Below are 24274 nucleotides of genomic sequence, written 5' to 3' on the forward strand. Positions count from 1 at the left end.
TTGATATTGGTATTTAATTAGTTATTAAAAAATGATATTATTAATAGGTAAACATTAAAGTAATGTTTTAAACTAATTATCTATTATTTAAAAAAAAAAATTAAATTTTATTAATAATTTGAAAAGAAAATTAACTATTCAGAAAGGAAAATTTATGAGTAAATTAGAATTCGGTCTTTTGGTTGGAATTTTTTTGGCATTGGCGATTGGCATTGGCGTTGGTCTGTTAATTAAGTATTTTGTTCGTACTAGTAATGATAAAAAGAGTCAAATAAAATTGGAGCAAGCAGAACGAGAAGCAAAAAATATTATTCAATCAGCAAAGGCAGATATCAAAGTAGAAATTGCGCAAATGAAAAAAGAAGTAGCAATGGATTTAGAACAAAGAAGAAGTCAAAGTAATAATTATGAAGCCTTATTAATGAAACGCGAAAAAAATATTATTGAACGCGAAGAAGTGTTGGAATCTCAATATCGTGAAATTCTTCAAAAAAAAGATAATATTAAAAAAATTGAAGAAAACTATTATGATAAGTTAGACAAAATTGTTTTGGAATTAGAAAAAGTTGCGGGACTTAGTCAACAAGAAGCAAAAGTAGTTTTGTTTAAGGAATTAGAGGAGAAACTTGATTTAGAGTTAGGACAGTTAATTAAAAATCGTGAAAATGATGCTAAAATTAAAGCAAAAAATATTGCTGACAATATTATTGCTGTTGCTATTGAAAAGTATGCCCATGATGTTGTTGCTGAAAAAACAACAGCATTTGTTAAGTTACCTAATGATGAAATGAAGGGACGAATTATTGGTAAAGAAGGTAGAAATATTAAGGCTCTTGAACAAGCGGCAGGTGTTGATATTATTATTGATGATACTCCAGAAGTGATTCAAGTGGCATCTTTTAATCCGATTAGACGAGAGATTGCGGTTCGAACTTTAAATTCATTAATGCGCGACGGGCGAATTCAACCAATAAGAATTGAAGAAGTTTTAAAGAAAACCCAAGATGAGTTGGAAACTTTAATTCAAGAAACTGGACAAAAGGTACTTAATGACTTAGGAATTACTAATATGAAGCTTGGATTAGTTTATTATCTTGGAAGATTACGATATCGTACTAGTTTTGGTCAAAATGCTTTACAGCATTGTATTGAAGTAGCAAAATTGGCAGGAACAATGGCTGCTGAGTTAGGATTGGATGAAAAATTAGCAAGAAGAGCGGGTTTATTACATGATATTGGTAAAGCAATTGATTATGAAATGGATGGTTCGCATGTTAATTTGGGGGTGCAATTAGCAAAAAAATATGGTGAACACCCGCTAATTATTAATGCTATTCATGCGCACCATGGTGAGGTTAGTCCGCAAAGTATTTATGCGGTTTTAGTAATGGCAGCGGATACTTTATCGGCAGCTAGACCGGGAGCAAGAAATAACTCTTTAGAAGAGTTTATTCAAAGAATGCAACAAATTGAAGAAATTTGTCAATCAATTCCTGGGGTACAAAAATCTTATGCTGTTCAAGCTGGAAGACAAATTAGAATTATTGTTGATCCTGATAAGGTTAGTGATGCTAAGGTTTATAAAATTGCTCATGATGTGAAAATTAAAATTGAAAAAGAAATTACCATTCCTGGCGATATTCATATCACTGTTATTAGAGAATTAAGAGCTAATGAGGTTGCTCGTTAAAATTAAATAATAAAATAATTAGGAACAATTTATGATGATGTTGTTCCTTTTTGATATTAAGTGGTTAAATACTTGTATTTTTATTTTAAAGTGATTAAAACAATAGCAAGTAAAAGTAATTATTAAATTATCTATAAAAGTATTATTATCAATAGTATAATTTTAATTACTTTTTATTTGTTATATGAAGGGAATGTGTTGATTTAAATGAATAGAATTTTAAAGCAGTTACTAACTTTTACTTTTATTATTACACCAATAAGCACAATAATTGGTTGTAATACAGGTAGTTTTAATGATGACAATTTTAAAATAAAAAATGCGAAGCTTGCGGCAGCAACTAATGAATTAACAAATAAAGTTCTTAACCCTTTGTTTTTAGAACCTGAATTGTAAATATAAATGGGACAGTTTTTTAAAATAATTGTATTAAATCTATTGGTCTTTTATAAGATAATGATTTTCTGGGTGTAGAATTAATTTGAAATGCTATAGAATTTAAGTCTTTTTGTTTATATGAAGATAAATCAGTAGATTTTGGTAAATATCTTCTTAAAATACCATTATTGTTCTCATTTAAACCTCTTTGACAAGGTTTGCCGGCATCTGCAAAATAAATTTTAACATTACAATTTTTTTCAATTAATTTTCATTTACTAAATTCTTTACCACGATCAAAAGTAATAGTTTTAATTGTTCCTGGTATTAATTTTGAAATAAATTTTTTTCATCAAAACCCATTCGATTTGTTTTAAACATGTTACCTGAAATGTAAAATTAAAAAGGACACTTATATAAAAAACAAATTGTGTTAATTCTATAATTAAGAAAAGAAAGGAATTAGCACAATGTATAAGTATCTGGCTATTGAATCAATAATAGCAATAAAAGAATATAAAAGTTATGGATTTTCTATTTGTAAAATAGCAAAAGCAATTGATTATAGTAAATCAACTGTACACAGAGTTTGTAAATTATTAAATCAAAACTTATTACCATTAGAAATATTGAATCAAGTTCAAAAAAATAAACAAAATGCAGGTAGAAAATTAATAATTTTAACTTTAACAGAAATTAATACTATCAATCATTTGTTAATTACTAAAAATTATGCTCTTGATATAATTGCTGATTTTTTAAAGAAAAATAAAATAAAAAATATTTCAACAAAAACTTTATATAACATGTTTAAAACAAATCGAATGGGTTTTGATGAAAAAAATTTATTGAGAAAAGGCAAAAATAAACCTCATAAACAAAAAGAAACTAGGGGCAGAATTAATAATTGTAAATCTATTCATGAAAGAAATTTAATCATTCCAAATATTAAAAATATACAAGAATTTGGCCATTTAGAGGGAGATACTATCGTTGGTAAAGATCATAAAAGTTCTATTATTACTTTAGCTGATATATGATCAAAAACCACAATTCCTTTGAAAACTAAAAATCATAAAGCAGAAAGTATTACACAAAGTATAATAAAATTTATTTCAAAATTAATACCAGGAACAATTAAAACTATTACTTTTGATCGTGGTAAAGAATTTAGTAAATGAAAATTAATTGAAAAAAATTGTAATGTTAAAATTTATTTTGCAGATGCCGGAAAACCTTGTCAAAGAGGTTTAAATGAGAACAATAATGGTATTTTAAGAAGATATTTACCAAAATCTACTGATTTATCTTCATATAAACAAAAAGACTTAAATTCTATAGCATTTCAAATTAATTCTACACCCAGAAAATCATTATCTTATAAAAGACCAATAGATTTAATACAATTATTTTAAAAAACTGTCCCATTTATATTTACAATTCAGGACTTTGTTAATTTGTGTTAAATTACCGATTTTAAAAAGGAAAATTAAAATACAACCCGCTAAAAATAAATAGCTCACAATGTTTTTAAAATAACCGTTGTAAATATATCAAATTGCTCCTCAATGTCATAAAATTAAAAATGAGGTGCGATTTAATTCAATAAAATGGTTATTTTTTTCTATTATTCATTTGCAAAATTTCATCTTGCACCTCACTTTATTTTTTTATTAGCGTACTGCTCCAAGTAGTTTTTCAAACATTTTAAAGCAAATAAAGAATATTGCCAAAATAAATGGAAAAATGAAGATTCAATAGTCAGCAAAGAAGTTACCAACTTGTGGCATATTAACAGCAATAATTTCTTACATTTTAGTAAAAGCCGTTATAATTGCATTTCATAATTTAGTCATCGCGTCACTAGCTGTTATTTTTTCTACTGTTACTGGTGCATCGGCCAATAAAGTTCCAATCATATAATCACCCCCTTTCTTTAATGTAACTTCTTGACATTAATTTCGCTTCTATCTAAATATTGATATGGTTTTTCAAAGTAACATTAGAATAAATTACACCATAATCGCTGTTAAAAATCAAAAAGCAATGTTTGCTATTAAGAGTCAAAGTGGTGCTTCTATTAATTTAATTTCTTTACCACCAGTAATGTGAGCGGGGATGGTTGTAATTTGAATAAATAAATCTCAGAAAGTTTGTTTAATTTGTTCTCAATTAAATTCTTTTAAGTTTATTGTCATTTTTTATCTCCCAAAAATCATTTTTATTGGTAAATACATAATTGAAATTAATGCGAAAAGAAAAGTAATGATAATAATTAATCCGGCAATAAAGGCAACTTGTGCAGGCATTTTTTCTATCGGAACAAACAGTTTTAAGAATTCCATAATAATTTCTCAAAACATTATTTTTTATCCGCGTTATTTTCTTTTGAATTAGGAGCTTTAACTCATTCTTCAAAGCGAGCAATAAATACTTTTTCGTCTTTTGTAAAATTACCAGTATTATTTTTAATGGCATTTTTATATTTAATTCGCATTTTTATTTTGGCATAAATTTTATAAGCAAAATATGCTAATAACATTATGCAAATAATAGTAAATATTATTCCAATCGCAATATTCATTTTTAAACTCCTTTAAAAAATAGTTATAATTTGTATCTTTTTTGTTGTTTTCTTTTTCGGCAATGAAGAAACTTAATAATTCTTGTCCTTTAATTCACTTGGTTTCTTGCTCTTGTTGATTAACTGAAATTACTTGATATTTACTATCTTTTATTATTCCGATGCAAATAGAATTTTCATATTTTCCTTTATAAACAAATCGCTTTGGAAACCAAATGCCGATTTGTTCATTAAATCACGGAATTTTTGGTGCTTTAATAAACATTGCGTTTTGTGTTTCTTTTAAAAGATATTTTTTAGTATTTAAGAAAATGTTTTCAATGTTTTTCATAATAAATTACCTTTCTTATGAATAAACTAAGTTAGTTAACTTAGTTTTTTAAACACTTATATATCGAAGATTTAAGTGTTTAACAAGCTTTGTTAGTAAATTTTGTTTTTTTAATTAGACAAAGATTTTAATAATTTTAAACTTAGTATATCCCTATATAGAAATTTCTACACTTTAATATCCGCATCCTATCCTTGGAACTAATTTAATAGCGTGTATATTTTTAGGAAATCCACCCATTCATTTTTTTATTGCAAAACGAAACAAATTGCTATAGCTAATAGGATGTTATCTATTAACTGGTAAACTTCTTTTGGTTATGGCGACCACCCACAATTTATCGTGCTTTAATACATACCAACATTATTAACTCACTTGTATTTAATTTTCAAAGAACAAATTTTTAACATCTTATAAAACCTGAAATGTAAAATTAAAAAGGACACTTATATAAAAAACAAATTGTGTTAATTCTATAATTAAGAAAAGAAAGGAATTAGCACAATGTATAAGTATCTGACTATTGAATCAATAATAGCAATAAAAGAATATAAAAGTTATGGATTTTCTATTCGTAAAATAGCAAAAGCAATTGATTATAGTAAATCAACTGTACACAGAGTTTGTAAATTATTAAATCAAAACTTATTACCATTAGAAATATTGAATCAAGTTCAAAAAAATAAACAAAATGCAGGTAGAAAATTAATAATTTTAACTTTAACAGAAATTAATACTATCAATCATTTGTTAATTACTAAAAATTATGCTCTTGATATAATTGCTGATTTTTTAAAGAAAAATAAAATAAAAAATATTTCAACAAAAACTTTATATAACATGTTTAAAACAAATCGAATGGGTTTTGATGAAAAAAATTTATTGAGAAAAGGCAAAAATAAACCTCATAAACAAAAAGAAACTAGGGGCAGAATTAATAATTGTAAATCTATTCATGAAAGAAATTTAATCATTCCAAATATTAAAAATATACAAGAATTTGGCCATTTAGAGGGAGATACTATCGTTGGTAAAGATCATAAAAGTTCTATTATTACTTTAGCTGATATATGATCAAAAACCACAATTCCTTTGAAAACTAAAAATCATAAAGCAGAAAGTATTACACAAAGTATAATAAAATTTATTTCAAAATTAATACCAGGAACAATTAAAACTATTACTTTTGATCGTGGTAAAGAATTTAGTAAATGAAAATTAATTGAAAAAAATTGTAATGTTAAAATTTATTTTGCAGATGCCGGCAAACCTTGTCAAAGAGGTTTAAATGAGAACAATAATGGTATTTTAAGAAGATATTTACCAAAATCTACTGATTTATCTTCATATAAACAAAAAGACTTAAATTCTATAGCATTTCAAATTAATTCTACACCCAGAAAATCATTATCTTATAAAAGACCAATAGATTTAATACAATTATTTTAAAAAACTGTCCCATTTATATTTACAATTCAGGAAATAAAAAGACAATCATTGCTGACTGTCTTAATACTTATTCAAATCTTTTCCCACCTAACAAAACTTTATGCGTCCTTGCAATCTTAAAAAAAACAAAATAAAAATACGAAATTATTCGTATTTTTAAATTTTATATTAAACCAATTTATTATCCTTCATTGCTTTTTTAATGCCAGCAATTGCAACATCAGCATCTTTACCAATTGCTTCAATTTCTACTTCTGTTCCGGTTTTAACTCCTAAAGCCATAATATTCATAATTGACTTTAAATTTCCTTCACGACCATTAACTTTAATTTTAATAGTAGAACTATATTTTGAAGCCTCTTTAACAACAATCGCAGCCGGTCGCGCATGCATTCCAATTGGATCAGTAATTTTAGCTTTAAATGATGACATTTTTATTTCTCCTTTAATTTTTTACATCAATAAATAATAATTAATAAATGTAAGTTAATACTAACATAAACAGCAATTAAAAACTAGATATTTAATCTTCACTCAAAACCTTCTTTAATAACGGGTGATTAGATCGTAAAACTTTAATCCCACTATTAAAAGCAACTTCAACATTAGAATTTAAAATATTAGTTATAATCCCTTTACCAAAAGTAGAATGTTGAATAACATCACCAGTTTTTCATTGCGATTTTTTTGCTGGTGTTAAAGAAATATTTTTCGGTATTGTTCAACTTAATGACCGCTTAGTATCTTCTAATTGTTCATCGCTTTTAAGTTCTAATAAACTAGGATTAATTTCAATAACAAATCTTGAAGGTAAGCGGTAATTATTAGTTACATAAGAAAACCCTTCACTATAACTTAAAAATAATCCTTTTCTTGCTCTTGTAATCGCAACATATAAAACTCTTCGTTCTTCTTCAATAGCAGAAATTCCTTCTTCAATACTTAAAGTATTAGGAAAAATGCCTTCATTTAAACCAATAATAAATACAAAATCATATTCCAAACCTTTAGCATTATGAATCGTCATCAAACTAACTCTATCTTGATTAGCAGAATTTTCATCTTGATCAACATATAAACTAACTTCTTGTAAATAATGTTGTAATAATTCCATTCCTTGTAATGAATCCACATTTTGCAAATCATAATTTTCCATATGATTAAATAATTCTTTAACATTTTCTAAGCGTTCTTCCTCAAAACCATCTGCTAATTGCTGTAAGTAATTACCGTTATTTAAAAAATCTTGACTGAATAAAGTCATCTTTTCATATGATTTTAGTTTCTCTTTTCAAACTTTTAAATATGTAACTAATTCAATTATTGATGGTTTTAAACTAGCAACATTTACCATTAAATATTCTAAAAGCGATTGATGATTATTTTGTGATTGTTCAATTAAATTATTAATTGTTGTCATCCCCACACCTTTAATCAAATTCAAAACTCTTACTGTTGATAATTGATCACCATAAACTAAAGTTTTTAAGTAAGCTAAAACATCCTTAATTTCTTTTCTTTCAAAAAACTTAAAACCACCATAAATACGATAATTAATATGATTATTAATTAATGCTTCTTCTAAATCACGAGAAAGATAATTAGCACGATAAAGAATTAAAATATTATTTAATAAAATTTTTTTCTCAACTAACTTTTTAATTTCTTTTGCCACCCAGTTAGTTTCACGAATACTAGTATTGCCATGATATAATTTTGTCTTACTACCATAGTCAATCATCGTAAATAAATCTTTAGCAATTCGTGAATGATTATAACTAATAAGAATATTTGCCACATCTAAAATATTTTGTGTTGAACGATAATTTTGATTAAGAATAAAAGTCTTCCCATTAGGAAAATAATTATCAAAATCTAAAATTAATCTTGCTTTTGCCCCGCGAAAAGAATAAATTGTTTGATCTGGATCACCAACAACAGTAATATTTTGATGGATTTTTACTAAATAATTAATTAATTCAAACTGTAATTCATTAGTATCTTGAAATTCATCAACTAAAACATACGAAAATCGTTTTTGTCACTTTTGTAATACTTCTGCATGATGTGAAAATAATTCTAAAGTTAAAGTTAATAAATCATCAAAATCAACCATATTATTCTTAGGCAAATTTTGTAAATAAATCTTATAAATTTCTAATCATTGTTGCTTATGTTCATGATAAAAATCACTATTAATAATATCACTATATGATAATTGATGATTTTTTCAATAAGAAATCATACTACTAACTTTCTTAATTTCATTACTATCAAAATTATATTGCTTATTTTTAATAATATCTTTTAAAATATTAATTTTATCAACAGTATCAATAATAATAAAATCTTTTGTATATCCCAAAACCACAATATCATTTCTTAAAACTCGAACACAAAAGGCATGATATGTATGAACTCATGTATATTTAGATTGATCACCAACCAATTCATTTAATCGACTTTTCATTTCATTAGCTGCCTTATTAGTAAAAGTTACGGCTAAAATTTGATTACTACTAATGGCCAAATTATGAATCAAATGAGCAATTTTATAAATAATAACTCTTGTTTTGCCACTTCCCGCACCAGCTATAATTCTATTAGCACCTTCACTACTTAAAACTGCTAATTTTTGTTCTTCATTTAAATGGTTTATATTCATCTTCTACTCCTTTTATAACTCTTCAATTGCTTTTAATTCTTTACTATTAATAGTTCCCGGTAAAGACTCTTGTAAATGAATATGAATTTTATTATCTTGTAATTTTTCTTTTTTTTGCTTTTTCTCTTGATGATACCGAACATTAACAATATAAATGTGTAAATAGCGATCAAAGAATAATTGATTTTTAACATCAAACTTATAAAGTAACATTAATGAACCATATCATAATAAATAAAATAATCCCATTAATCTTAATGTAATTGTTACAGCTAACGGTAAAGAATGTTGTGGTTTAGTAATTACAAAAATGTTTTGATAATTAAAAATAAAAATTGGATATTTAAAAACTAAGCTAACAAATAAATTACTAATAATCAAAATTACTCACGGAATAATTGTAATAAACAACTCCCGATATAATAAATCTCAAATCCGAATCTTATTTTGACCTTCTTTGATTAATTTAAAACAAAAAATAAATTTTGCTATTGTTCTACCTTGACAAAAATATGGCATCATAACAAAATAAGACATTAATAATGAAAATGCACTAAAATGATTAATAATTGCTTTTTGTCAGTCATTAAGATATTGATTTTGATAAATTCCCCAAGTAATAATAAAAATAATCATACTGATAATTATATAATCAATCACTCTAGCAAAAATTACTTTTCAAAGTTTTACTAAAAAATATGGCGTTTTTTTTCTTATAGTGTCATTATCACTACTAATAGTTTTAATTTTCATAATATCCATTAAACAAAATTCTTTAAATATTTTTTTCAATCTTTGGCAACATCTTTATTGAACAAATCGTTTGGTACTAAATTGAGATATTGATTTTTTTCTCAGTGAGGAAATCTTTTCGTAACTTTATTTGTAACTTCTTGAATAGCTTTTTTAACTAATACTTTATTTCCTGTTGGAGCAATAACTTTTAAAAATGTATAGTAATGAAAGCGAACAAATGCATATTCTAATTCTTCAATTAACTCTCTTGCTAAGTTTATTTGCTTGTAATAGTTATAAATATGAACTCATTGCTTTAAAAAATCAAAACTATTAAAATTCAAGAATGGCTCAATTTCAATATCTACTAATATTTTAGTGCTCGTATATAAAGTTTCAATTCACGGTAATATTTTATAAATAAATAGTAAATCAAAACGATTAGAACGCCGAAAAGTAATTTTATGACTAGTAATAATCTTTTTTTTAAATAACTTATTAAATAGTGAATGATGAATTAAAGCAAAGACTTCCCGATTTAAAAGAGGATGATACAAATTATTATTTTTTAATCTTCGTGAAGAAATATGATGATAAACATTAGAATATTGAACCATAAATTCAATTAAATCAGGTTCATCATTATTATTAATTTCTTGGATAATATTTTCCATAAAATTATTTATTAATTTATATCCTGGTTGTAAAAATAAAACATAACTTCCTTTAGCATTACTTAATGCTAAATTTCAAGCATTAGCGGTTTCAATTTCCTTTCAGCTACTAATAACTTTAATAGTATCACTATGTTCTTGAAAAAATTTAGTAATATATTCTAGAGTATCATCTTTTGCTTTATCATCCACAATAATAATTTCATAATCTTTACCCTTTTGTTTTAAAATACTATTTAATGTTACTTCTAACTTATTATTATCATTAGAACTAGTTAAAATAAAACTGATTGTCACCATTACCACTCCCTCAATATAGTAATTATAACATTTGCCTTTATATATTACCTAATTAATTTATTATCATATAACCTGAATTGTAAATATAAATGGGACAGTTTTTTAAAATAATTGTATTAAATCTATTGGTCTTTTATAAGATAATGATTTTCTGGGTGTAGAATTAATTTGAAATGCTATAGAATTTAAGTCTTTTTGTTTATATGAAGATAAATCAGTAGATTTTGGTAAATATCGGACGCATAAAGTTTTGTTAGGTGGGAAAAGATTTGAATAAGTATTAAGACAGTCAGCAATGATTGTCTTTTTATTTTATAAGATGTTACTTTAAAAATTAAAGAAATTTTAAATGATGCGATTAAAGATGTTTATGATCCAGCGACTTCAAAAATTAAATACAAGTGAGTTAATAATGTTGGTATGTATTAAAGCACAATAAATTGTGGGTGGTCGCCATAACCAAAAGAAGTTTACCAGTTAATAGATAACATCCTATTAGCTATAGCAATTTGTTTCGTTTTGCAATAAAAAAATGAATGGGTGGATTTCCTAAAAATATACACGCTATTAAATTAGTTCCAAGGGTAGGATGCGGATATTAAAGTGTAGAAATTTCTATATAGGGATATACTAAGTTTAAAATTATTAAAATCTTTATCTAATTAAAAAAACAAAATTTACTAACAAAGCTTGTTAAACACTTAAATCTGCGATATATAAGTGTTTAAAAAACTAAGTTAACTAACTTAGTTAATATAACTTAGTTTATTCATAAGAAAGGTAATTTATTATGAAAAACATTGAAAACATTTTCTTAAATACTAAAAAATATCTTTTAAAAGAAACACAAAACGCAATGTTTATTAAAGCACCAAAAATTCCGTGATTTAATGAACAAATCGGCATTTGGTTTCCAAAGCGATTTGTTTATAAAGGAAAATATGAAAATTCTATTTGCATCGGAATAATAAAAGATAGTAAATATCAAGTAATTTCAGTTAATCAACAAGAGCAAGAAACCAAGTGAATTAAAGGACAAGAATTATTAAGTTTCTTCATTGCCGAAAAAGAAAACAACAAAAAAGATACAAATTATAACTATTTTAAAGGAGTTTAAAAATGAATATTGCGATTGGAATAATATTTACTATTATTATTTGCATAATGTTATTGGCATATTTTGCTTATAAAATTTATGCCAAAATAAAAATGCGAATTAAATATAAAAATGCCATTAGAAATAATACTGGTAATTTTACAAAAGACGAAAAAGTATTTATTGCTCGCTTTGAAGAATGAGTTAAAGCTCCTAATTCAAAAGAAAATAACGCGGATAAAAAATAATGTTTTGAGAAATTATTATGGAATTCTTAAAACTGTTTGTTCCGATAGAAAAAATGCCTGCACAAGTTGCCTTTATTGCCGGATTAATTATTATCATTACTTTTATTTTCGCATTAATTTCAATTATGTATTTACCAATAAAAATGATTTTTGGGAGATAAAAAATGACAATAAACTTAAAAGAATTTAATTGAGAACAAATTAAACAAACTTTCTGAGATTTATTTATTCAAATTACAACCATTCCCGCTCACATTACTGGTGGTAAAGAAATTAAATTAATAGAAGCACCACTTTGACTCTTAATAGCAAACATTGCTTTTTGATTTTTAACAGCGATTATGGTGTGATTTATTCTAATGTTACTTTGAAAAACCATATCAATATTTAGATAGAAGCGAAATTAATGTCAAGAAGTTACATTAAAGAAAGGGGGTGATTATATGATTGGAACTTTATTGGCCGATGCACCAGTAACAGTAGAAAAAATAACAGCTAGCGACGCGATGACTAAATTATGAAATGCAATTATAACGGTTTTTACTAAAATGTGAGAAATTATTGATGTTAATATGCCACAAGTTGGTAACTTCTTTGCTGACTATTGAATCTTCATTTTTCCATTTATTTTGGCAATATTCTTTATTTGCTTTAAAATGTTTGAAAAACTACTTGGAGCAGTACGCTAATAAAAAAATAAAGTGAGGTGCAAGATGAAATTTTGCAAATGAATAATAGAAAAAAATAACCATTTTATTGAATTAAATCGCACCTCATTTTTAATTTTATGACATTGAGGAGCAATTTGATATATTTACAACGGTTATTTTAAAAACATTGTGAGCTATTTATTTTTAGCAGGTTGTATTTTAATTTTCCTTTTTAAAATCGGTAATTTAACACAAATTAACAAAGTTATTAATTTCTTAAAAAAATCACCATTAAATATTGTTATTGGTTCATTAGGAACTGGAAAAACTGCTTTTCTAGTGTATGCCTCAAAATTACTAAAAAAGAAGAAATATCATATCGCATCAACCTTTCCATTACTAGAAACCCAAAAATTAAGTTTAGGACATATGGGATTATTAGACTTTGATTACCCGGTATTACCAGATAAAACCTTACTTTTGTGAGATGAAACCAATTTATTCTTAGAAGGAACTGATTGAGAAAAAAATAATACCAAAAACGAAGAAACCGGTATTCAAGAATATTTCGCTCTAGCACGACATTTTGGTCATATTGTTCTCGCTAGCGGTCAAAGAGATAAACATATTTGAGTTAAAGTTCGTGATATTGCCAACAATGTGATTGTGGGCATTCGCAAAAAACCAGTTAATATTTTTCGTCCCTACTTAAAAGTAATTTATGGCACCTTTACAAGCATTGAAGAATATGAACGCTGACGAAACACCTTAATTGATGCTAAAAATAATAAAAAGGGTCGTCGCATTAAATATCGTGATATTCCTGAACTTGATATTTATTTTTTTAAACCTGAATTGTAAATATAAATGGGACAGTTTTTTAAAATAATTGTATTAAATCTATTGGTCTTTTATAAGATAATGATTTTCTGGGTGTAGAATTAATTTGAAATGCTATAGAATTTAAGTCTTTTTGTTTATATGAAGATAAATCAGTAGATTTTGGTAAATATTTTCTTAAAATACCATTATTGTTCTCATTTAAACCTCTTTGACAAGGTTTTCCGGCATCTGCAAAATAAATTTTAACATTACAATTTTTTTCAATTAATTTTCATTTACTAAATTCTTTACCACGATCAAAAGTAATAGTTTTAATTGTTCCTGGTATTAATTTTGAAATAAATTTTATTATACTTTGTGTAATACTTTCTGCTTTATGATTTTTAGTTTTCAAAGGAATTGTGGTTTTTGATCATATATCAGCTAAAGTAATAATAGAACTTTTATGATCTTTACCAACGATAGTATCTCCCTCTAAATGGCCAAATTCTTGTATATTTTTAATATTTGGAATGATTAAATTTCTTTCATGAATAGATTTACAATTATTAATTCTGCCCCTAGTTTCTTTTTGTTTATGAGGTTTATTTTTGCCTTTTCTCAATAAATTTTTTTCATCAAAACCCATTCGATTTGTTTTAAACATGTTATATAAAGTTTTTGTTGAAATATTTTTTATTTTATTTTTCTTTAAAAAATCAGCAATTATATCAAGAGCATAATTTTTAGTAATTAACAAATGATTGATAGTATTAATTTCTGTTAAAGTTAAAATTATTAATTTTCTACCTGCATTTTGTTTATTTTTTTGAACTTGATTCAATATTTCTAATGGTAATAAGTTTTGATTTAATAATTTACAAACTCTGTGTACAGTTGATTTACTATAATCAATTGCTTTTGCTATTTTACGAATAGAAAATCCATAACTTTTATATTCTTTTATTGCTATTATTGATTCAATAGTCAGATACTTATACATTGTGCTAATTCCTTTCTTTTCTTAATTATAGAATTAACACAATTTGTTTTTTATATAAGTGTCCTTTTTAATTTTACATTTCAGGTTTCTTTAAAAAATCAGCAATTATATCAAGAGCATAATTTTTAGTAATTAACAAATGATTGATAGTATTAATTTCTGTTAAAGTTAAAATTATTAATTTTCTACCTGCATTTTGTTTATTTTTTTGAACTTGATTCAATATTTCTAATGGTAATAAGTTTTGATTTAATAATTTACAAACTCTGTGTACAGTTGATTTACTATAATCAATTGCTTTTGCTATTTTACGAATAGAAAATCCATAACTTTTATATTCTTTTATTGCTATTATTGATTCAATAGTCAGATACTTATACATTGTGCTAATTCCTTTCTTTTCTTAATTATAGAATTAACACAATTTGTTTTTTATATAAGTGTCCTTTTTAATTTTACATTTCAGGAAATTTTAAAAGATTTATTTTTTGCTCTTACATAGGGAAACGAAAATTAACTTGAACTGCATACGGATTTCTAAATCAACAACTGTTGGTAGTAAAATACTATACTTAACTATTATTGAACCAGAGAATAATTATTTATATAAATATGATACTATAAACAAAATATATTATGGTCTTACAATTAAACCAGTTTCAGCATTATCAGAATTTAAATTTCCAATATTAAAAACAGGATAAACTGAATTAAATGAAATTCAAACTCCAACATTTCTTGTCGCAACAGTTCCTGATAGTACTATTAAATCAATAATTTTTCTTAATACTTGTTTTTCTGATGCTTTAGTTCATAAAGCTCCTCTGGTAAGCCCCACCGTTGTAGCAGTTAAAGTTGGCCACTGGTAACCTAATTGTGAAAGATAATCTGTCCCCGCCGCACTAACAAGAATTCCTAAAATTATTGCAAATTTATTAATTTTATTTTCAGGAGAATTGGAGTCATTTTTTCATCAATTTAAAATAGTATTACATGAATTTACACCAATCTTTAATATTCAATTTAAACCATAACTTGAATATCATTGAACATTAATATCATTTGATTGAAAAAGTAAATCATCATGACCTTCTATATCAATTACTATTTCATGATTATCTCTTTTACTTCTAATTAATTTTTCTAAATTAATTTCTTCTTTTTCATGAGGTGCTGTGGCAACGACTATCGGCATTGCCGTTCCAGTAATTGTTACTACACTTAATAAACTTAAAAGTTTCTTCATAACTTTATATTTCCTTTCTTTATAATATTTTGAAAATTAATTATCTAAAAAAACATCATAATCACCTTTTTCTCAGCTCTCAGCTCTATTAGTAATTATTTTTATTCCTCTATTATTATCTTCTTTTTTATTATATAAATTTAAAACTTCTTGGATAGGCTACAATAAGTTGGACCATAATTATATAGACTTCAAAATTATTAAGAAAGAAGGAATATAAAAATGGGAAATAAAACCTCATACTCTGAAGAATTTAAAAAACAAATTGTAATGCTATACAAAAATGACAAAAGTGTTATTAATTTAGGGAAAGAATATAATTTACCAAAACCAACTATTTATAGTTGAATTAAAAATTATAATAATTCTGGGTCATTTAAAGCAAAAGATAATCGCACTGTCGAAGAAAATGAATTAATTTACTTGCGAAAAGAAAACCAACAATTACGAATGGAAAATGACATTTTAAAGCAAGCAGCACTGATAATCGGGAAAAAATAACAATAATTAATAACAACAAAAATAAATATTCAGTGAGGAAAATATGTAAGATTTTAGGTTTACTAAAATCAACATATTATTATCAAACTAATAAATGCACCAAGTTTGATGTTAATAATTATGAACAAGAAGTTATCAGTGCATTTAATAAAAGTCGCAAGATTTATGGTGCTCGTAAAATTAAAGCTGTTTTAATAAGAAAAAATATCATTTTATCACGACGAAAAATCCGATTCATTATGATCAAAAATAATTTGGTTTCTAAATACACCAAGTTAAAATATTGTAATCATAAAAAAACAGTTAATAATGACGAAATTAATAATGTTTTAAATCGTCAATTTAATGACAAAAAACCAAATGAAGTTGTTGTTAGTGATTTAACATATGTTCAAGTTGGCACTAAATGACATTATATTTGTTTATTAATTGACTTGTTTAATCGCGAAGTAATTGGCTATAGTGCTGGACCAAATAAAACTGCTGAATTAGTTCAACAAGCTTTTCACAAGATAACACGACCATTAAATAAAATAACTTTATTTCATACTGATCGTGGTAATGAGTTTAAAAATAAAATTATTGATGAAATTTTAATAACCTTTAAAATTAAAAGATCATTAAGCTCCAAAGGATGCCCATATGATAATGCTGTTGCTGAAGCAACTTACAAAACCTTTAAAACCGAATTTATTAACGGTAAAAAATTTGCAAACTTAACACAACTAAAATGCGAACTATTTGATTTTGTTAATTGATATAACAATATTCGAATTCATGGCAGTTTAAATTATTTAACTCCCGTTGAATTTAGAAAATACCAGTCTACATAAAAAGTGTCCTAAAAAGGGTTGCCAATCCAATATATATATATATATATATATATTACAGGAAAACCCTTAATATCATTAGAAAAATGGCAAAACCGATTAAAAATTGAAAGGTATAATAAAAGGCTGGTACTGTTTTAAAAACTGGAAAAATGGCGGTCGAAAAGTTAACTGTTGCTTTTGCAATAATCGCTAACGGGCGTAAAATGGTAATGATTTGTGACGCTGTCAATATTCAGTTAATCATTTTAATACCAGCATTCTGAATGGCACAACCAATATCATTAAAGGTTGGTATTCATCGTCCGGAATATTTGCAATTTGCTGGCGGAATTAGGTCATCTCATTCTGAATTGGTGGAACCATCAGGGATAAATGCTGTGGAATTAAGGACATTAAAATCATAAATTTTAAAATTATAGTTAGAGGTATTACTTTTGTGATAAAGAGGAAAGGTTAAGGTAAAAATATTAATACCGTAACGAATATCAATATCGGTGTTGAGATAGTTAATACTGTTAACAGTCTTGTTGGCTGGCAAGGCGATGAGTTTATTATCATAAGATTTAAGGACATTAAAATCAATTTGATAAATGCTATTTTTATTTTTAATAGTATTATAATCTTCTTGGTGCGTTTTTTTATCAAAAGTAAAAAAATAACTTCTTAGTAATAATTCCGAGTTACCAGTAACATTGATTAAGTATTTTTTGGGATAAAAGGTAATTAATGAGCGATAAAAGAAACCAATTTGAATAAAGTAATCCTTCTTATAGTTTTCTATACCCTTAAAATCAATTTCGGTATGAGTTTTTTCGTCCATATCAAAAGTCGCATAAAATAAACTGGCAAAGAAGTTGCCAAGAATTTCATAGATTTCGTCAAAAACATTTTTGTAATCGTTATTATTAATACTAGAAATGTTGTTTTTAAAATAAAGGTAAATGTCATTTCGTAAGTCGGAGTCATAGCGTAGAAAACTAAATTTAACATTGAGGTAATTTAAAGTACCAAAAAGATACTTAATTAAGTAATAATCATTAGTCTTTCCGGTGTCATATTTTCAGATTTCATTTTCACCATGTAATAATTGTAAATAATTATTTCCTGCGATTAAAGTTTTATTAAATCCTGAAATGTAAAATTAAAAAGGACACTTATATAAAAAACAAATTGTGTTAATTCTATAATTAAGAAAAGAAAGGAATTAGCACAATGTATAAGTATCTGACTATTGAATCAATAATAGCAATAAAAGAATATAAAAGTTATGGATTTTCTATTCGTAAAATAGCAAAAGCAATTGATTATAGTAAATCAACTGTACACAGAGTTTGTAAATTATTAAATCAAAACTTATTACCATTAGAAATATTGAATCAAGTTCAAAAAAATAAACAAAATGCAGGTAGAAAATTAATAATTTTAACTTTAACAGAAATTAATACTATCAATCATTTGTTAATTACTAAAAATTATGCTCTTGATATAATTGCTGATTTTTTAAAGAAAAATAAAATAAAAAATATTTCAACAAAAACTTTATATAACATGTTTAAAACAAATCGAATGGGTTTTGATGAAAAAAATTTATTGAGAAAAGGCAAAAATAAACCTCATAAACAAAAAGAAACTAGGGGCAGAATTAATAATTGTAAATCTATTCATGAAAGAAATTTAATCATTCCAAATATTAAAAATATACAAGAATTTGGCCATTTAGAGGGAGATACTATCGTTGGTAAAGATCATAAAAGTTCTATTATTACTTTAGCTGATCTATGATCAAAAACCACAATTCCTTTGAAAACTAAAAATCATAAAGCAGAAAGTATTACACAAAGTATAATAAAATTTATTTCAAAATTAATACCAGGAACAATTAAAACTATTACTTTTGATCGTGGTAAAGAATTTAGTAAATGAAAATTAATTGAAAAAAATTGTAATGTTAAAATTTATTTTGCAGATGCCGGAAAACCTTGTCAAAGAGGTTTAAATGAGAACAATAATGGTATTTTAAGAAGATATTTACCAAAATCTACTGATTTATCTTCATATAAACAAAAAGACTTAAATTCTATAGCATTTCAAATTAATTCTACACCCAGAAAATCATTATCTTATAAAAGACCAATAGATTTAATACAATTATTTTAAAAAACTGTCCCATTTATATTTACAATTCAGGAATATGATTAATAAATTTTTTCTCACAAGCAACATGCAAATATCGTTTATCACTAAATAGATGTAAACATCAGCGACATATTTTATAATCTATCTTTCCTTTCAAAATTTAAAAACCCTTTTCATCGCAAGAATTACAGATTCCAACTGTATTTTTATTACCAATGACATAGCTTTCGCTGTCGCATTCAATACAAAATATTACTGCCAAAAGAAAACACCCCCTAAAAGTTTGTAGAAAACAAAATCTTGTCATATGTATATGGTTTCTACAGATTTTTTAGTAAAACTTATTGCTTCTTATTTTTAAATGTGATATATTTTGTAATGAACTTACATTATGCGAGTGTAGTTTAATGGCAGAACTTCAGCCTTCCAAGCTGATTGTGTGGGTTCGATTCCCATCACTCGCTCCATTAGATAAATAAAACTAGACTTTTAGAAGTCTAGTTTTTTGTTGTATAATTCATAAGAGTGAGGAAATAGTGATGTTAAGTAGTGAAAAGATACGAAGTGATAATAAGTTAAGAAGTATTTTTTTTGTTTTGTGGCAAGCACTAATTCCTGGGTTGATGATTTGATTACTTTTAGATCCGCAATTAAATTTATTAAAATTGAATTTTAAAGATAGTATTGCTTTTGGATATATGTTTTTAATTGGAATGGGAATGCTACTATATGCTTTTATTACAACATTAGTTTGTTTTTTATGTGGTTATCATCAACAAGAACAGTTTATTTATAGTATTATTGTGATGTTAGAATTTGTTGTGTTATATTTAACTAGTTTATGATTATTATCAGTTTTTTGACGCTTTATTATTGCCATCTCATTAGCTATTTTAGGAACTTTAGTGATGACAATTATTGTGATGACAATTACAAATTATTTCCTGAATTGTAAATATAAATGGGACAGTTTTTTAAAATAATTGTATTAAATCTATTGGTCTTTTATAAGATAATGATTTTCTGGGTGTAGAATTAATTTGAAATGCTATAGAATTTAAGTCTTTTTGTTTATATGAAGATAAATCAGTAGATTTTGGTAAATATCTTCTTAAAATACCATTATTGTTCTCATTTAAACCTCTTTGACAAGGTTTTCCGGCATCTGCAAAATAAATTTTAACATTACAATTTTTTTCAATTAATTTTCATTTACTAAATTCTTTACCACGATCAAAAGTAATAGTTTTAATTGTTCCTGGTATTAATTTTGAAATAAATTTTATTATACTTTGTGTAATACTTTCTGCTTTATGATTTTTAGTTTTCAAAGGAATTGTGGTTTTTGATCATATATCAGCTAAAGTAATAATAGAACTTTTATGATCTTTACCAACGATAGTATCTCCCTCTAAATGGCCAAATTCTTGTATATTTTTAATATTTGGAATGATTAAATTTCTTTCATGAATAGATTTACAATTATTAATTCTGCCCCTAGTTTCTTTTTGTTTATGAGGTTTATTTTTGCCTTTTCTCAATAAATTTTTTTCATCAAAACCCATTCGATTTGTTTTAAACATGTTATATAAAGTTTTTGTTGAAATATTTTTTATTTTATTTTTCTTTAAAAAATCAGCAATTATATCAAGAGCATAATTTTTAGTAATTAACAAATGATTGATAGTATTAATTTCTGTTAAAGTTAAAATTATTAATTTTCTACCTGCATTTTGTTTATTTTTTTGAACTTGATTCAATATTTCTAATGGTAATAAGTTTTGATTTAATAATTTACAAACTCTGTGTACAGTTGATTTACTATAATCAATTGCTTTTGCTATTTTACGAATAGAAAATCCATAACTTTTATATTCTTTTATTGCTATTATTGATTCAATAGTCAGATACTTATACATTGTGCTAATTCCTTTCTTTTCTTAATTATAGAATTAACACAATTTGTTTTTTATATAAGTGTCCTTTTTAATTTTACATTTCAGGAATTAAAGGATCGGTTTCACCCAAATTAATTGTTAAAATTATATGATTTCTTCAATCATTACTACTTGATCAATCATGTGAGACTAGTTCATAATTAGGAATCTTATTATATTTTTCAATTTTTTCTGGAACATTAAAACAATATTCAACATTTTTATTTAAATCTCTCGCTTGTCTTCTATTACAACTGTGTAAATGAGCATCCATTCTACGTGAAAACATTAAAATAGTAGCAGCTGCTAAAAATCCATTTAAAGTTCCGTGTTGTTCCACGTAATCAATAGACTGATTAGTTAAAACATCTCAATTTGTTATGTGATTATGATAAAATCCTCAATTAGCCTCAATTGGATTATAATTAATAATTGAATTTCTTACTATTCTAAATCTAATACTTTCAGATGTAGCTAAAATAACACGAGCTAATGCACCTCGAATTACTGAAACATTACCTGAAGAGCTGGGATTATCTCCATAGTTAATAATATCTCAAAATGCTTGAGTTATATTATTGTCTCATCTAACCATTACTTCTCTTGAATCGGGCATAGGCATAAGATTATTATAATTACCAGAAAATCCAAAACTTCTAGAAACATATCCACTTAATTCTGTTATAGTTGAGTCAGAAAAATGATAATATCAGCTTAAAGGAACTTCATTATTGGTGACAACCGAAACCCCTTCTAAGTAAAAATCACTTGATCTAAAAACTAACTGAATGTCTCTACCCTCTAACAAAATGGGTATAATAAAATAACTATAGTTTGAATTTGAATTTATAGAAAAATAATTTAGATTACAAACATTTTCGTTTCCACTTAAAGAATCTGAAATATTCAGAATAATTCCTTTTTCTAATAAATCTTTTATAACTTCAAATAAATTTTTAAAATATTCTTTAACATCAAAATCAAAATTTAGTGTCTTTGTTTTAAATATATTATTATTTTGTCTTTTATTTCTTTTTAAAGTTTCTAAATTATCTGATTGTTGATGTGGGGCTGCAGCGATGACTATTGGCATTGTTGCCCCACTAATTGTTAATTAATATACTCAATAAACTGAGTAATTTTTTCATATTAATTAATTTCCTTTTCATGAATTTTTAGTAATTAATAATAAAAATTTATTCAACAATCAACCAGTCTTTCTACCAAAAAATTAATCGGCAACCTTTTTACCTTGGAATTTAATTATAAACTGTTTTTAAAAATTTTCTTAGAACTTATCCTTATTTATAAAAATTTTAAATAAAAAAATAAATCCCTCCCTTTTTTAAGGACGCATAAAGTTTTGTTAGGTGGGAAAAGATTTGAATAAGTATTAAGACAGTCAGCAATGATTGTCTTTTTATTTTATAAGATGTTACTTTAAAAATTAAAGAAATTTTAAATGATGCGATTAAAGATGTTTATGATCCAGCGACTTCAAAAATTAAATACAAGTGAGTTAATAATGTTGGTATGTATTAAAGCACGATAAATTGTGGGTGGTCGCCATAACCAAAAGAAGTTTACCAGTTAATAGATAACATCCTATTAGCTATAGCAATTTGTTTCGTTTTGCAATAAAAAAATGAATGGGTGGATTTCCTAAAAATATACACGCTATTAAATTAGTTCCAAGGGTAGGATGCGGATATTAAAGTGTAGAAATTTCTATATAGGGATATACTAAGTTTAAAATTATTAAAATCTTTATCTAATTAAAAAAACAAAATTTACTAACAAAGCTTGTTAAACACTTAAATCTGCGATATATAAGTGTTTAAAAAACTAAGTTAACTAACTTAGTTAATATAACTTAGTTTATTCATAAGAAAGGTAATTTATTATGAAAAACATTGAAAACATTTTCTTAAATACTAAAAAATATCTTTTAAAAGAAACACAAAACGCAATGTTTATTAAAGCACCAAAAATTCCGTGATTTAATGAACAAATCGGCATTTGGTTTCCAAAGCGATTTGTTTATAAAGGAAAATATGAAAATTCTATTTGCATCGGAATAATAAAAGATAGTAAATATCAAGTAATTTCAGTTAATCAACAAGAGCAAGAAACCAAGTGAATTAAAGGACAAGAATTATTAAGTTTCTTCATTGCCGAAAAAGAAAACAACAAAAAAGATACAAATTATAACTATTTTAAAGGAGTTTAAAAATGAATATTGCGATTGGAATAATATTTACTATTATTTGCATAATGTTATTGGCATATTTTGCTTATAAAATTTATGCCAAAATAAAAATGCGAATTAAATATAAAAATGCCATTAGAAATAATACTGGTAATTTTACAAAAGACGAAAAAGTATTTATTGCTCGCTTTGAAGAATGAGTTAAAGCTCCTAATTCAAAAGAAAATAACGCGGATAAAAAATAATGTTTTGAGAAATTATTATGGAATTCTTAAAACTGTTTGTTCCGATAGAAAAAATGCCTGCACAAGTTGCGTTTATTGCCGGATTAATTATTATCATTACTTTTCTTTTCGCATTAATTTCAATTATATATTTACCAATAAAAATGATTTTTGGGAGATAAAAAATGACAATAAATTTAAAAGAATTTAATTGAGAACAAATTAAACAAACTTTCTGAGATTTATTTATTCAAATTACAACTATTCCGGCTCACATTACTGGAGGTAAAGAAATTAAATTAACCGAAGCACCACTTTGACTTTTAATAGCAAACATTGCTTTTTGATTCTTAACAGCGATTATGGTGTGATTTATTCTAATGCTACTTTGAAAAACCATATCAGTATTTAGATAGGGAAAAAATTAATGTCAAGAAGTTACATTGTGATGCATTCCCAAAGAAATTCAAAATTAATTAGGAAAAAATATAATCGCGTTAAGGTTAATCGTGGTTTTAACAAATTTAAGAAAAACTTTGAATATAAATGATGAATGTTTTAAA

29 protein-coding genes, 1 tRNA gene and 3 pseudogenes are annotated in these 24274 nt (G+C 25.2%); 17 read left to right on the forward strand and 16 right to left on the reverse strand.

Annotation, left to right across the window (positions count from 1 at the left end; translation table 4 throughout):
* Positions 1-154 precede the first annotated feature (154 nt).
* Together rny and AACK97_RS02465 are read left to right on the forward strand one after the other, a co-directional pair.
* Entirely contained in the window at positions 155-1690 is a 1536-nt protein-coding gene (gene rny, locus AACK97_RS02460) for a ribonuclease Y (protein ID WP_338968546.1), read from the forward strand.
* Between the two features lie 207 nt (positions 1691-1897).
* On the forward strand, positions 1898-2086 hold the full coding sequence (locus AACK97_RS02465; protein WP_338968548.1) for a hypothetical protein: 189 nt from the start codon (positions 1898-1900) through the stop codon (positions 2084-2086).
* Positions 2087-2105: 19 nt separating this feature from the next.
* Here the strand turns inward: AACK97_RS02465 and AACK97_RS07610 are convergent.
* Positions 2106-2414 (reverse strand): annotated as a pseudogene (locus AACK97_RS07610) (IS30 family transposase); the annotation flags it as partial.
* A 124-nt stretch (positions 2415-2538) separates the two neighbouring features.
* On the opposite strand from AACK97_RS07610, the gene AACK97_RS02470 reads away from it, so the two are divergent.
* Positions 2539-3483 (forward strand): IS30 family transposase, encoded by a 945-nt coding sequence (locus AACK97_RS02470; protein ID WP_338968551.1) that lies wholly within the window; start codon positions 2539-2541, stop codon positions 3481-3483.
* Here AACK97_RS02470 and AACK97_RS02475 read toward each other — a convergent pair.
* From AACK97_RS02475 to AACK97_RS02490, 4 genes are all read right to left on the reverse strand, one after another.
* Positions 3475-3717, reverse strand: a complete 243-nt coding sequence (locus tag AACK97_RS02475) for a hypothetical protein (RefSeq protein WP_338968554.1) — start codon at positions 3715-3717, stop codon at positions 3475-3477. The genes AACK97_RS02470 and AACK97_RS02475 overlap by 9 nt on opposite strands.
* Before the next feature lie 363 nt (positions 3718-4080).
* Entirely contained in the window at positions 4081-4266 is a 186-nt protein-coding gene (locus AACK97_RS02480) for a hypothetical protein (protein ID WP_338968556.1), read from the reverse strand.
* Between the two features lie 164 nt (positions 4267-4430).
* Positions 4431-4652: a hypothetical protein gene (locus AACK97_RS02485; RefSeq protein ID WP_338967872.1), complete on the reverse strand. Its 222-nt coding sequence runs from the start codon at positions 4650-4652 to the stop codon at positions 4431-4433.
* Positions 4585-4983 (reverse strand): hypothetical protein, encoded by a 399-nt coding sequence (locus AACK97_RS02490; protein ID WP_338968558.1) that lies wholly within the window; start codon positions 4981-4983, stop codon positions 4585-4587. Before AACK97_RS02490 ends, AACK97_RS02485 begins: the two co-directional genes overlap by 68 nt.
* A 504-nt stretch (positions 4984-5487) precedes the next feature.
* Between AACK97_RS02490 and AACK97_RS02495 the strand changes: the two genes are divergently transcribed.
* The gene (locus AACK97_RS02495) at positions 5488-6432 is read left to right on the forward strand and encodes an IS30 family transposase (RefSeq protein ID WP_338966714.1); all 945 of its coding nucleotides are present in this window, start codon (positions 5488-5490) and stop codon (positions 6430-6432) included.
* Between the two features lie 168 nt (positions 6433-6600).
* Here AACK97_RS02495 and AACK97_RS02500 read toward each other — a convergent pair whose 3' ends face one another.
* The 5 genes and pseudogenes from AACK97_RS02500 to AACK97_RS07615 all read right to left on the reverse strand — a co-directional run.
* Positions 6601-6864, reverse strand: a complete 264-nt coding sequence (locus AACK97_RS02500) for an HPr family phosphocarrier protein (RefSeq protein ID WP_338968560.1) — start codon at positions 6862-6864, stop codon at positions 6601-6603.
* Positions 6865-6955: 91 nt separating this feature from the next.
* Entirely contained in the window at positions 6956-9097 is a 2142-nt protein-coding gene (locus AACK97_RS02505; RefSeq protein ID WP_338968563.1) for an ATP-dependent helicase, read from the reverse strand.
* 12 nt (positions 9098-9109) lie between these two features.
* Positions 9110-9859, reverse strand: a complete 750-nt coding sequence (locus tag AACK97_RS02510) for an RDD family protein (RefSeq protein ID WP_338968564.1) — start codon at positions 9857-9859, stop codon at positions 9110-9112.
* The gene (locus AACK97_RS02515) at positions 9859-10803 is read right to left on the reverse strand and encodes a glycosyltransferase family 2 protein (RefSeq protein ID WP_338968567.1); all 945 of its coding nucleotides are present in this window, start codon (positions 10801-10803) and stop codon (positions 9859-9861) included. The genes AACK97_RS02510 and AACK97_RS02515 overlap by 1 nt, the downstream gene beginning before the upstream one ends.
* Before the next feature lie 105 nt (positions 10804-10908).
* Positions 10909-11046 (reverse strand): annotated as a pseudogene (locus AACK97_RS07615) (IS30 family transposase); the annotation flags it as partial.
* A gap of 550 nt (positions 11047-11596) precedes the next feature.
* On the opposite strand from AACK97_RS07615, the gene AACK97_RS02520 reads away from it, so the two are divergent.
* The 5 genes from AACK97_RS02520 to AACK97_RS02540 all read left to right on the forward strand — a co-directional run bounded on the left by AACK97_RS02520 (position 11597) and on the right by AACK97_RS02540 (position 13661).
* Complete coding sequence (locus AACK97_RS02520) at positions 11597-11923, forward strand: hypothetical protein (protein WP_338966755.1); 327 nt, start codon at positions 11597-11599, stop codon at positions 11921-11923.
* Positions 11924-11925: 2 nt separating this feature from the next.
* The gene (locus AACK97_RS02525) at positions 11926-12150 is read left to right on the forward strand and encodes a hypothetical protein (protein WP_338968569.1); all 225 of its coding nucleotides are present in this window, start codon (positions 11926-11928) and stop codon (positions 12148-12150) included.
* A 164-nt stretch (positions 12151-12314) separates the two neighbouring features.
* Positions 12315-12545 carry a hypothetical protein gene (locus AACK97_RS02530; protein WP_338966754.1) on the forward strand — a complete coding sequence of 77 codons (231 nt, stop codon included), beginning with the start codon at positions 12315-12317 and terminating at the stop codon, positions 12543-12545.
* A 48-nt stretch (positions 12546-12593) separates the two neighbouring features.
* The gene (locus AACK97_RS02535; RefSeq protein WP_338968570.1) at positions 12594-12839 is read left to right on the forward strand and encodes a hypothetical protein; all 246 of its coding nucleotides are present in this window, start codon (positions 12594-12596) and stop codon (positions 12837-12839) included.
* 24 nt (positions 12840-12863) lie between these two features.
* On the forward strand, positions 12864-13661 hold the full coding sequence (locus AACK97_RS02540; protein ID WP_338968573.1) for a hypothetical protein: 798 nt from the start codon (positions 12864-12866) through the stop codon (positions 13659-13661).
* Positions 13662-13680: 19 nt separating this feature from the next.
* On the opposite strand, the gene AACK97_RS02545 is transcribed toward AACK97_RS02540, so the two are convergent.
* From AACK97_RS02545 to AACK97_RS02555, 3 genes and pseudogenes are all read right to left on the reverse strand, one after another.
* Positions 13681-14625, reverse strand: coding sequence for an IS30 family transposase (locus tag AACK97_RS02545; RefSeq protein WP_338968576.1), 945 nt, complete (start codon positions 14623-14625; stop codon positions 13681-13683).
* Positions 14626-14710: 85 nt separating this feature from the next.
* A pseudogene (locus AACK97_RS02550) lies at positions 14711-15007 on the reverse strand (helix-turn-helix domain-containing protein); the annotation flags it as partial.
* A gap of 252 nt (positions 15008-15259) precedes the next feature.
* Positions 15260-15871, reverse strand: coding sequence for a hypothetical protein (locus AACK97_RS02555; protein WP_338968579.1), 612 nt, complete (start codon positions 15869-15871; stop codon positions 15260-15262).
* A 222-nt stretch (positions 15872-16093) separates the two neighbouring features.
* On the opposite strand from AACK97_RS02555, the gene AACK97_RS02560 reads away from it, so the two are divergent.
* Positions 16094-17205 (forward strand): IS3 family transposase gene (locus AACK97_RS02560; protein WP_338966745.1). Its coding sequence is split into 2 segments (ribosomal slippage): positions 16094-16337 and positions 16337-17205, totalling 1113 coding nucleotides; the frame shifts between segments, so codons are not numbered across the junction.
* Between the two features lie 52 nt (positions 17206-17257).
* On the opposite strand, the gene AACK97_RS02565 is transcribed toward AACK97_RS02560, so the two are convergent.
* A complete protein-coding gene (locus AACK97_RS02565; RefSeq protein WP_338968581.1) occupies positions 17258-18025 on the reverse strand; it encodes a hypothetical protein in 768 nt (255 codons plus the stop codon).
* Between the two features lie 392 nt (positions 18026-18417).
* On the opposite strand from AACK97_RS02565, the gene AACK97_RS02570 reads away from it, so the two are divergent.
* From AACK97_RS02570 to AACK97_RS02580, 3 genes are all read left to right on the forward strand, one after another.
* Positions 18418-19362 (forward strand): IS30 family transposase, encoded by a 945-nt coding sequence (locus tag AACK97_RS02570; protein WP_338967536.1) that lies wholly within the window; start codon positions 18418-18420, stop codon positions 19360-19362.
* Between the two features lie 372 nt (positions 19363-19734).
* Positions 19735-19808: transfer RNA gene (locus AACK97_RS02575), tRNA-Gly, on the forward strand.
* Positions 19809-19877: 69 nt separating this feature from the next.
* Positions 19878-20324: a DxFTY motif-containing membrane protein gene (locus AACK97_RS02580; RefSeq protein WP_338968584.1), complete on the forward strand. Its 447-nt coding sequence runs from the start codon at positions 19878-19880 to the stop codon at positions 20322-20324.
* Here AACK97_RS02580 and AACK97_RS02585 read toward each other — a convergent pair.
* Both AACK97_RS02585 and AACK97_RS02590 read right to left on the reverse strand, forming a co-directional pair.
* Complete coding sequence (locus tag AACK97_RS02585) at positions 20316-21260, reverse strand: IS30 family transposase (protein WP_338966714.1); 945 nt, start codon at positions 21258-21260, stop codon at positions 20316-20318. The two genes, AACK97_RS02580 and AACK97_RS02585, sit on opposite strands and share 9 nt — an antisense overlap.
* A gap of 73 nt (positions 21261-21333) precedes the next feature.
* Positions 21334-22371, reverse strand: a complete 1038-nt coding sequence (locus AACK97_RS02590) for a ribosome-inactivating family protein (RefSeq protein WP_338968587.1) — start codon at positions 22369-22371, stop codon at positions 21334-21336.
* An 810-nt stretch (positions 22372-23181) separates the two neighbouring features.
* On the opposite strand from AACK97_RS02590, the gene AACK97_RS02595 reads away from it, so the two are divergent.
* From AACK97_RS02595 to AACK97_RS02610, 4 genes are all read left to right on the forward strand, one after another.
* Entirely contained in the window at positions 23182-23508 is a 327-nt protein-coding gene (locus tag AACK97_RS02595) for a hypothetical protein (protein WP_338966755.1), read from the forward strand.
* Positions 23509-23510: 2 nt separating this feature from the next.
* On the forward strand, positions 23511-23732 hold the full coding sequence (locus AACK97_RS02600) for a hypothetical protein (protein ID WP_338968589.1): 222 nt from the start codon (positions 23511-23513) through the stop codon (positions 23730-23732).
* Positions 23733-23896: 164 nt separating this feature from the next.
* A complete protein-coding gene (locus AACK97_RS02605) occupies positions 23897-24127 on the forward strand; it encodes a hypothetical protein (protein WP_215825668.1) in 231 nt (76 codons plus the stop codon).
* Positions 24128-24138: 11 nt separating this feature from the next.
* Entirely contained in the window at positions 24139-24273 is a 135-nt protein-coding gene (locus AACK97_RS02610; RefSeq protein ID WP_338968593.1) for a hypothetical protein, read from the forward strand.
* Position 24274: the final 1 nt, after the last annotated feature.

This window comes from Spiroplasma endosymbiont of Lonchoptera lutea (assembly GCF_964019715.1).
GTDB lineage: Bacteria > Bacillota_I > Bacilli_A > Mycoplasmatales > Nriv7 > Nriv7.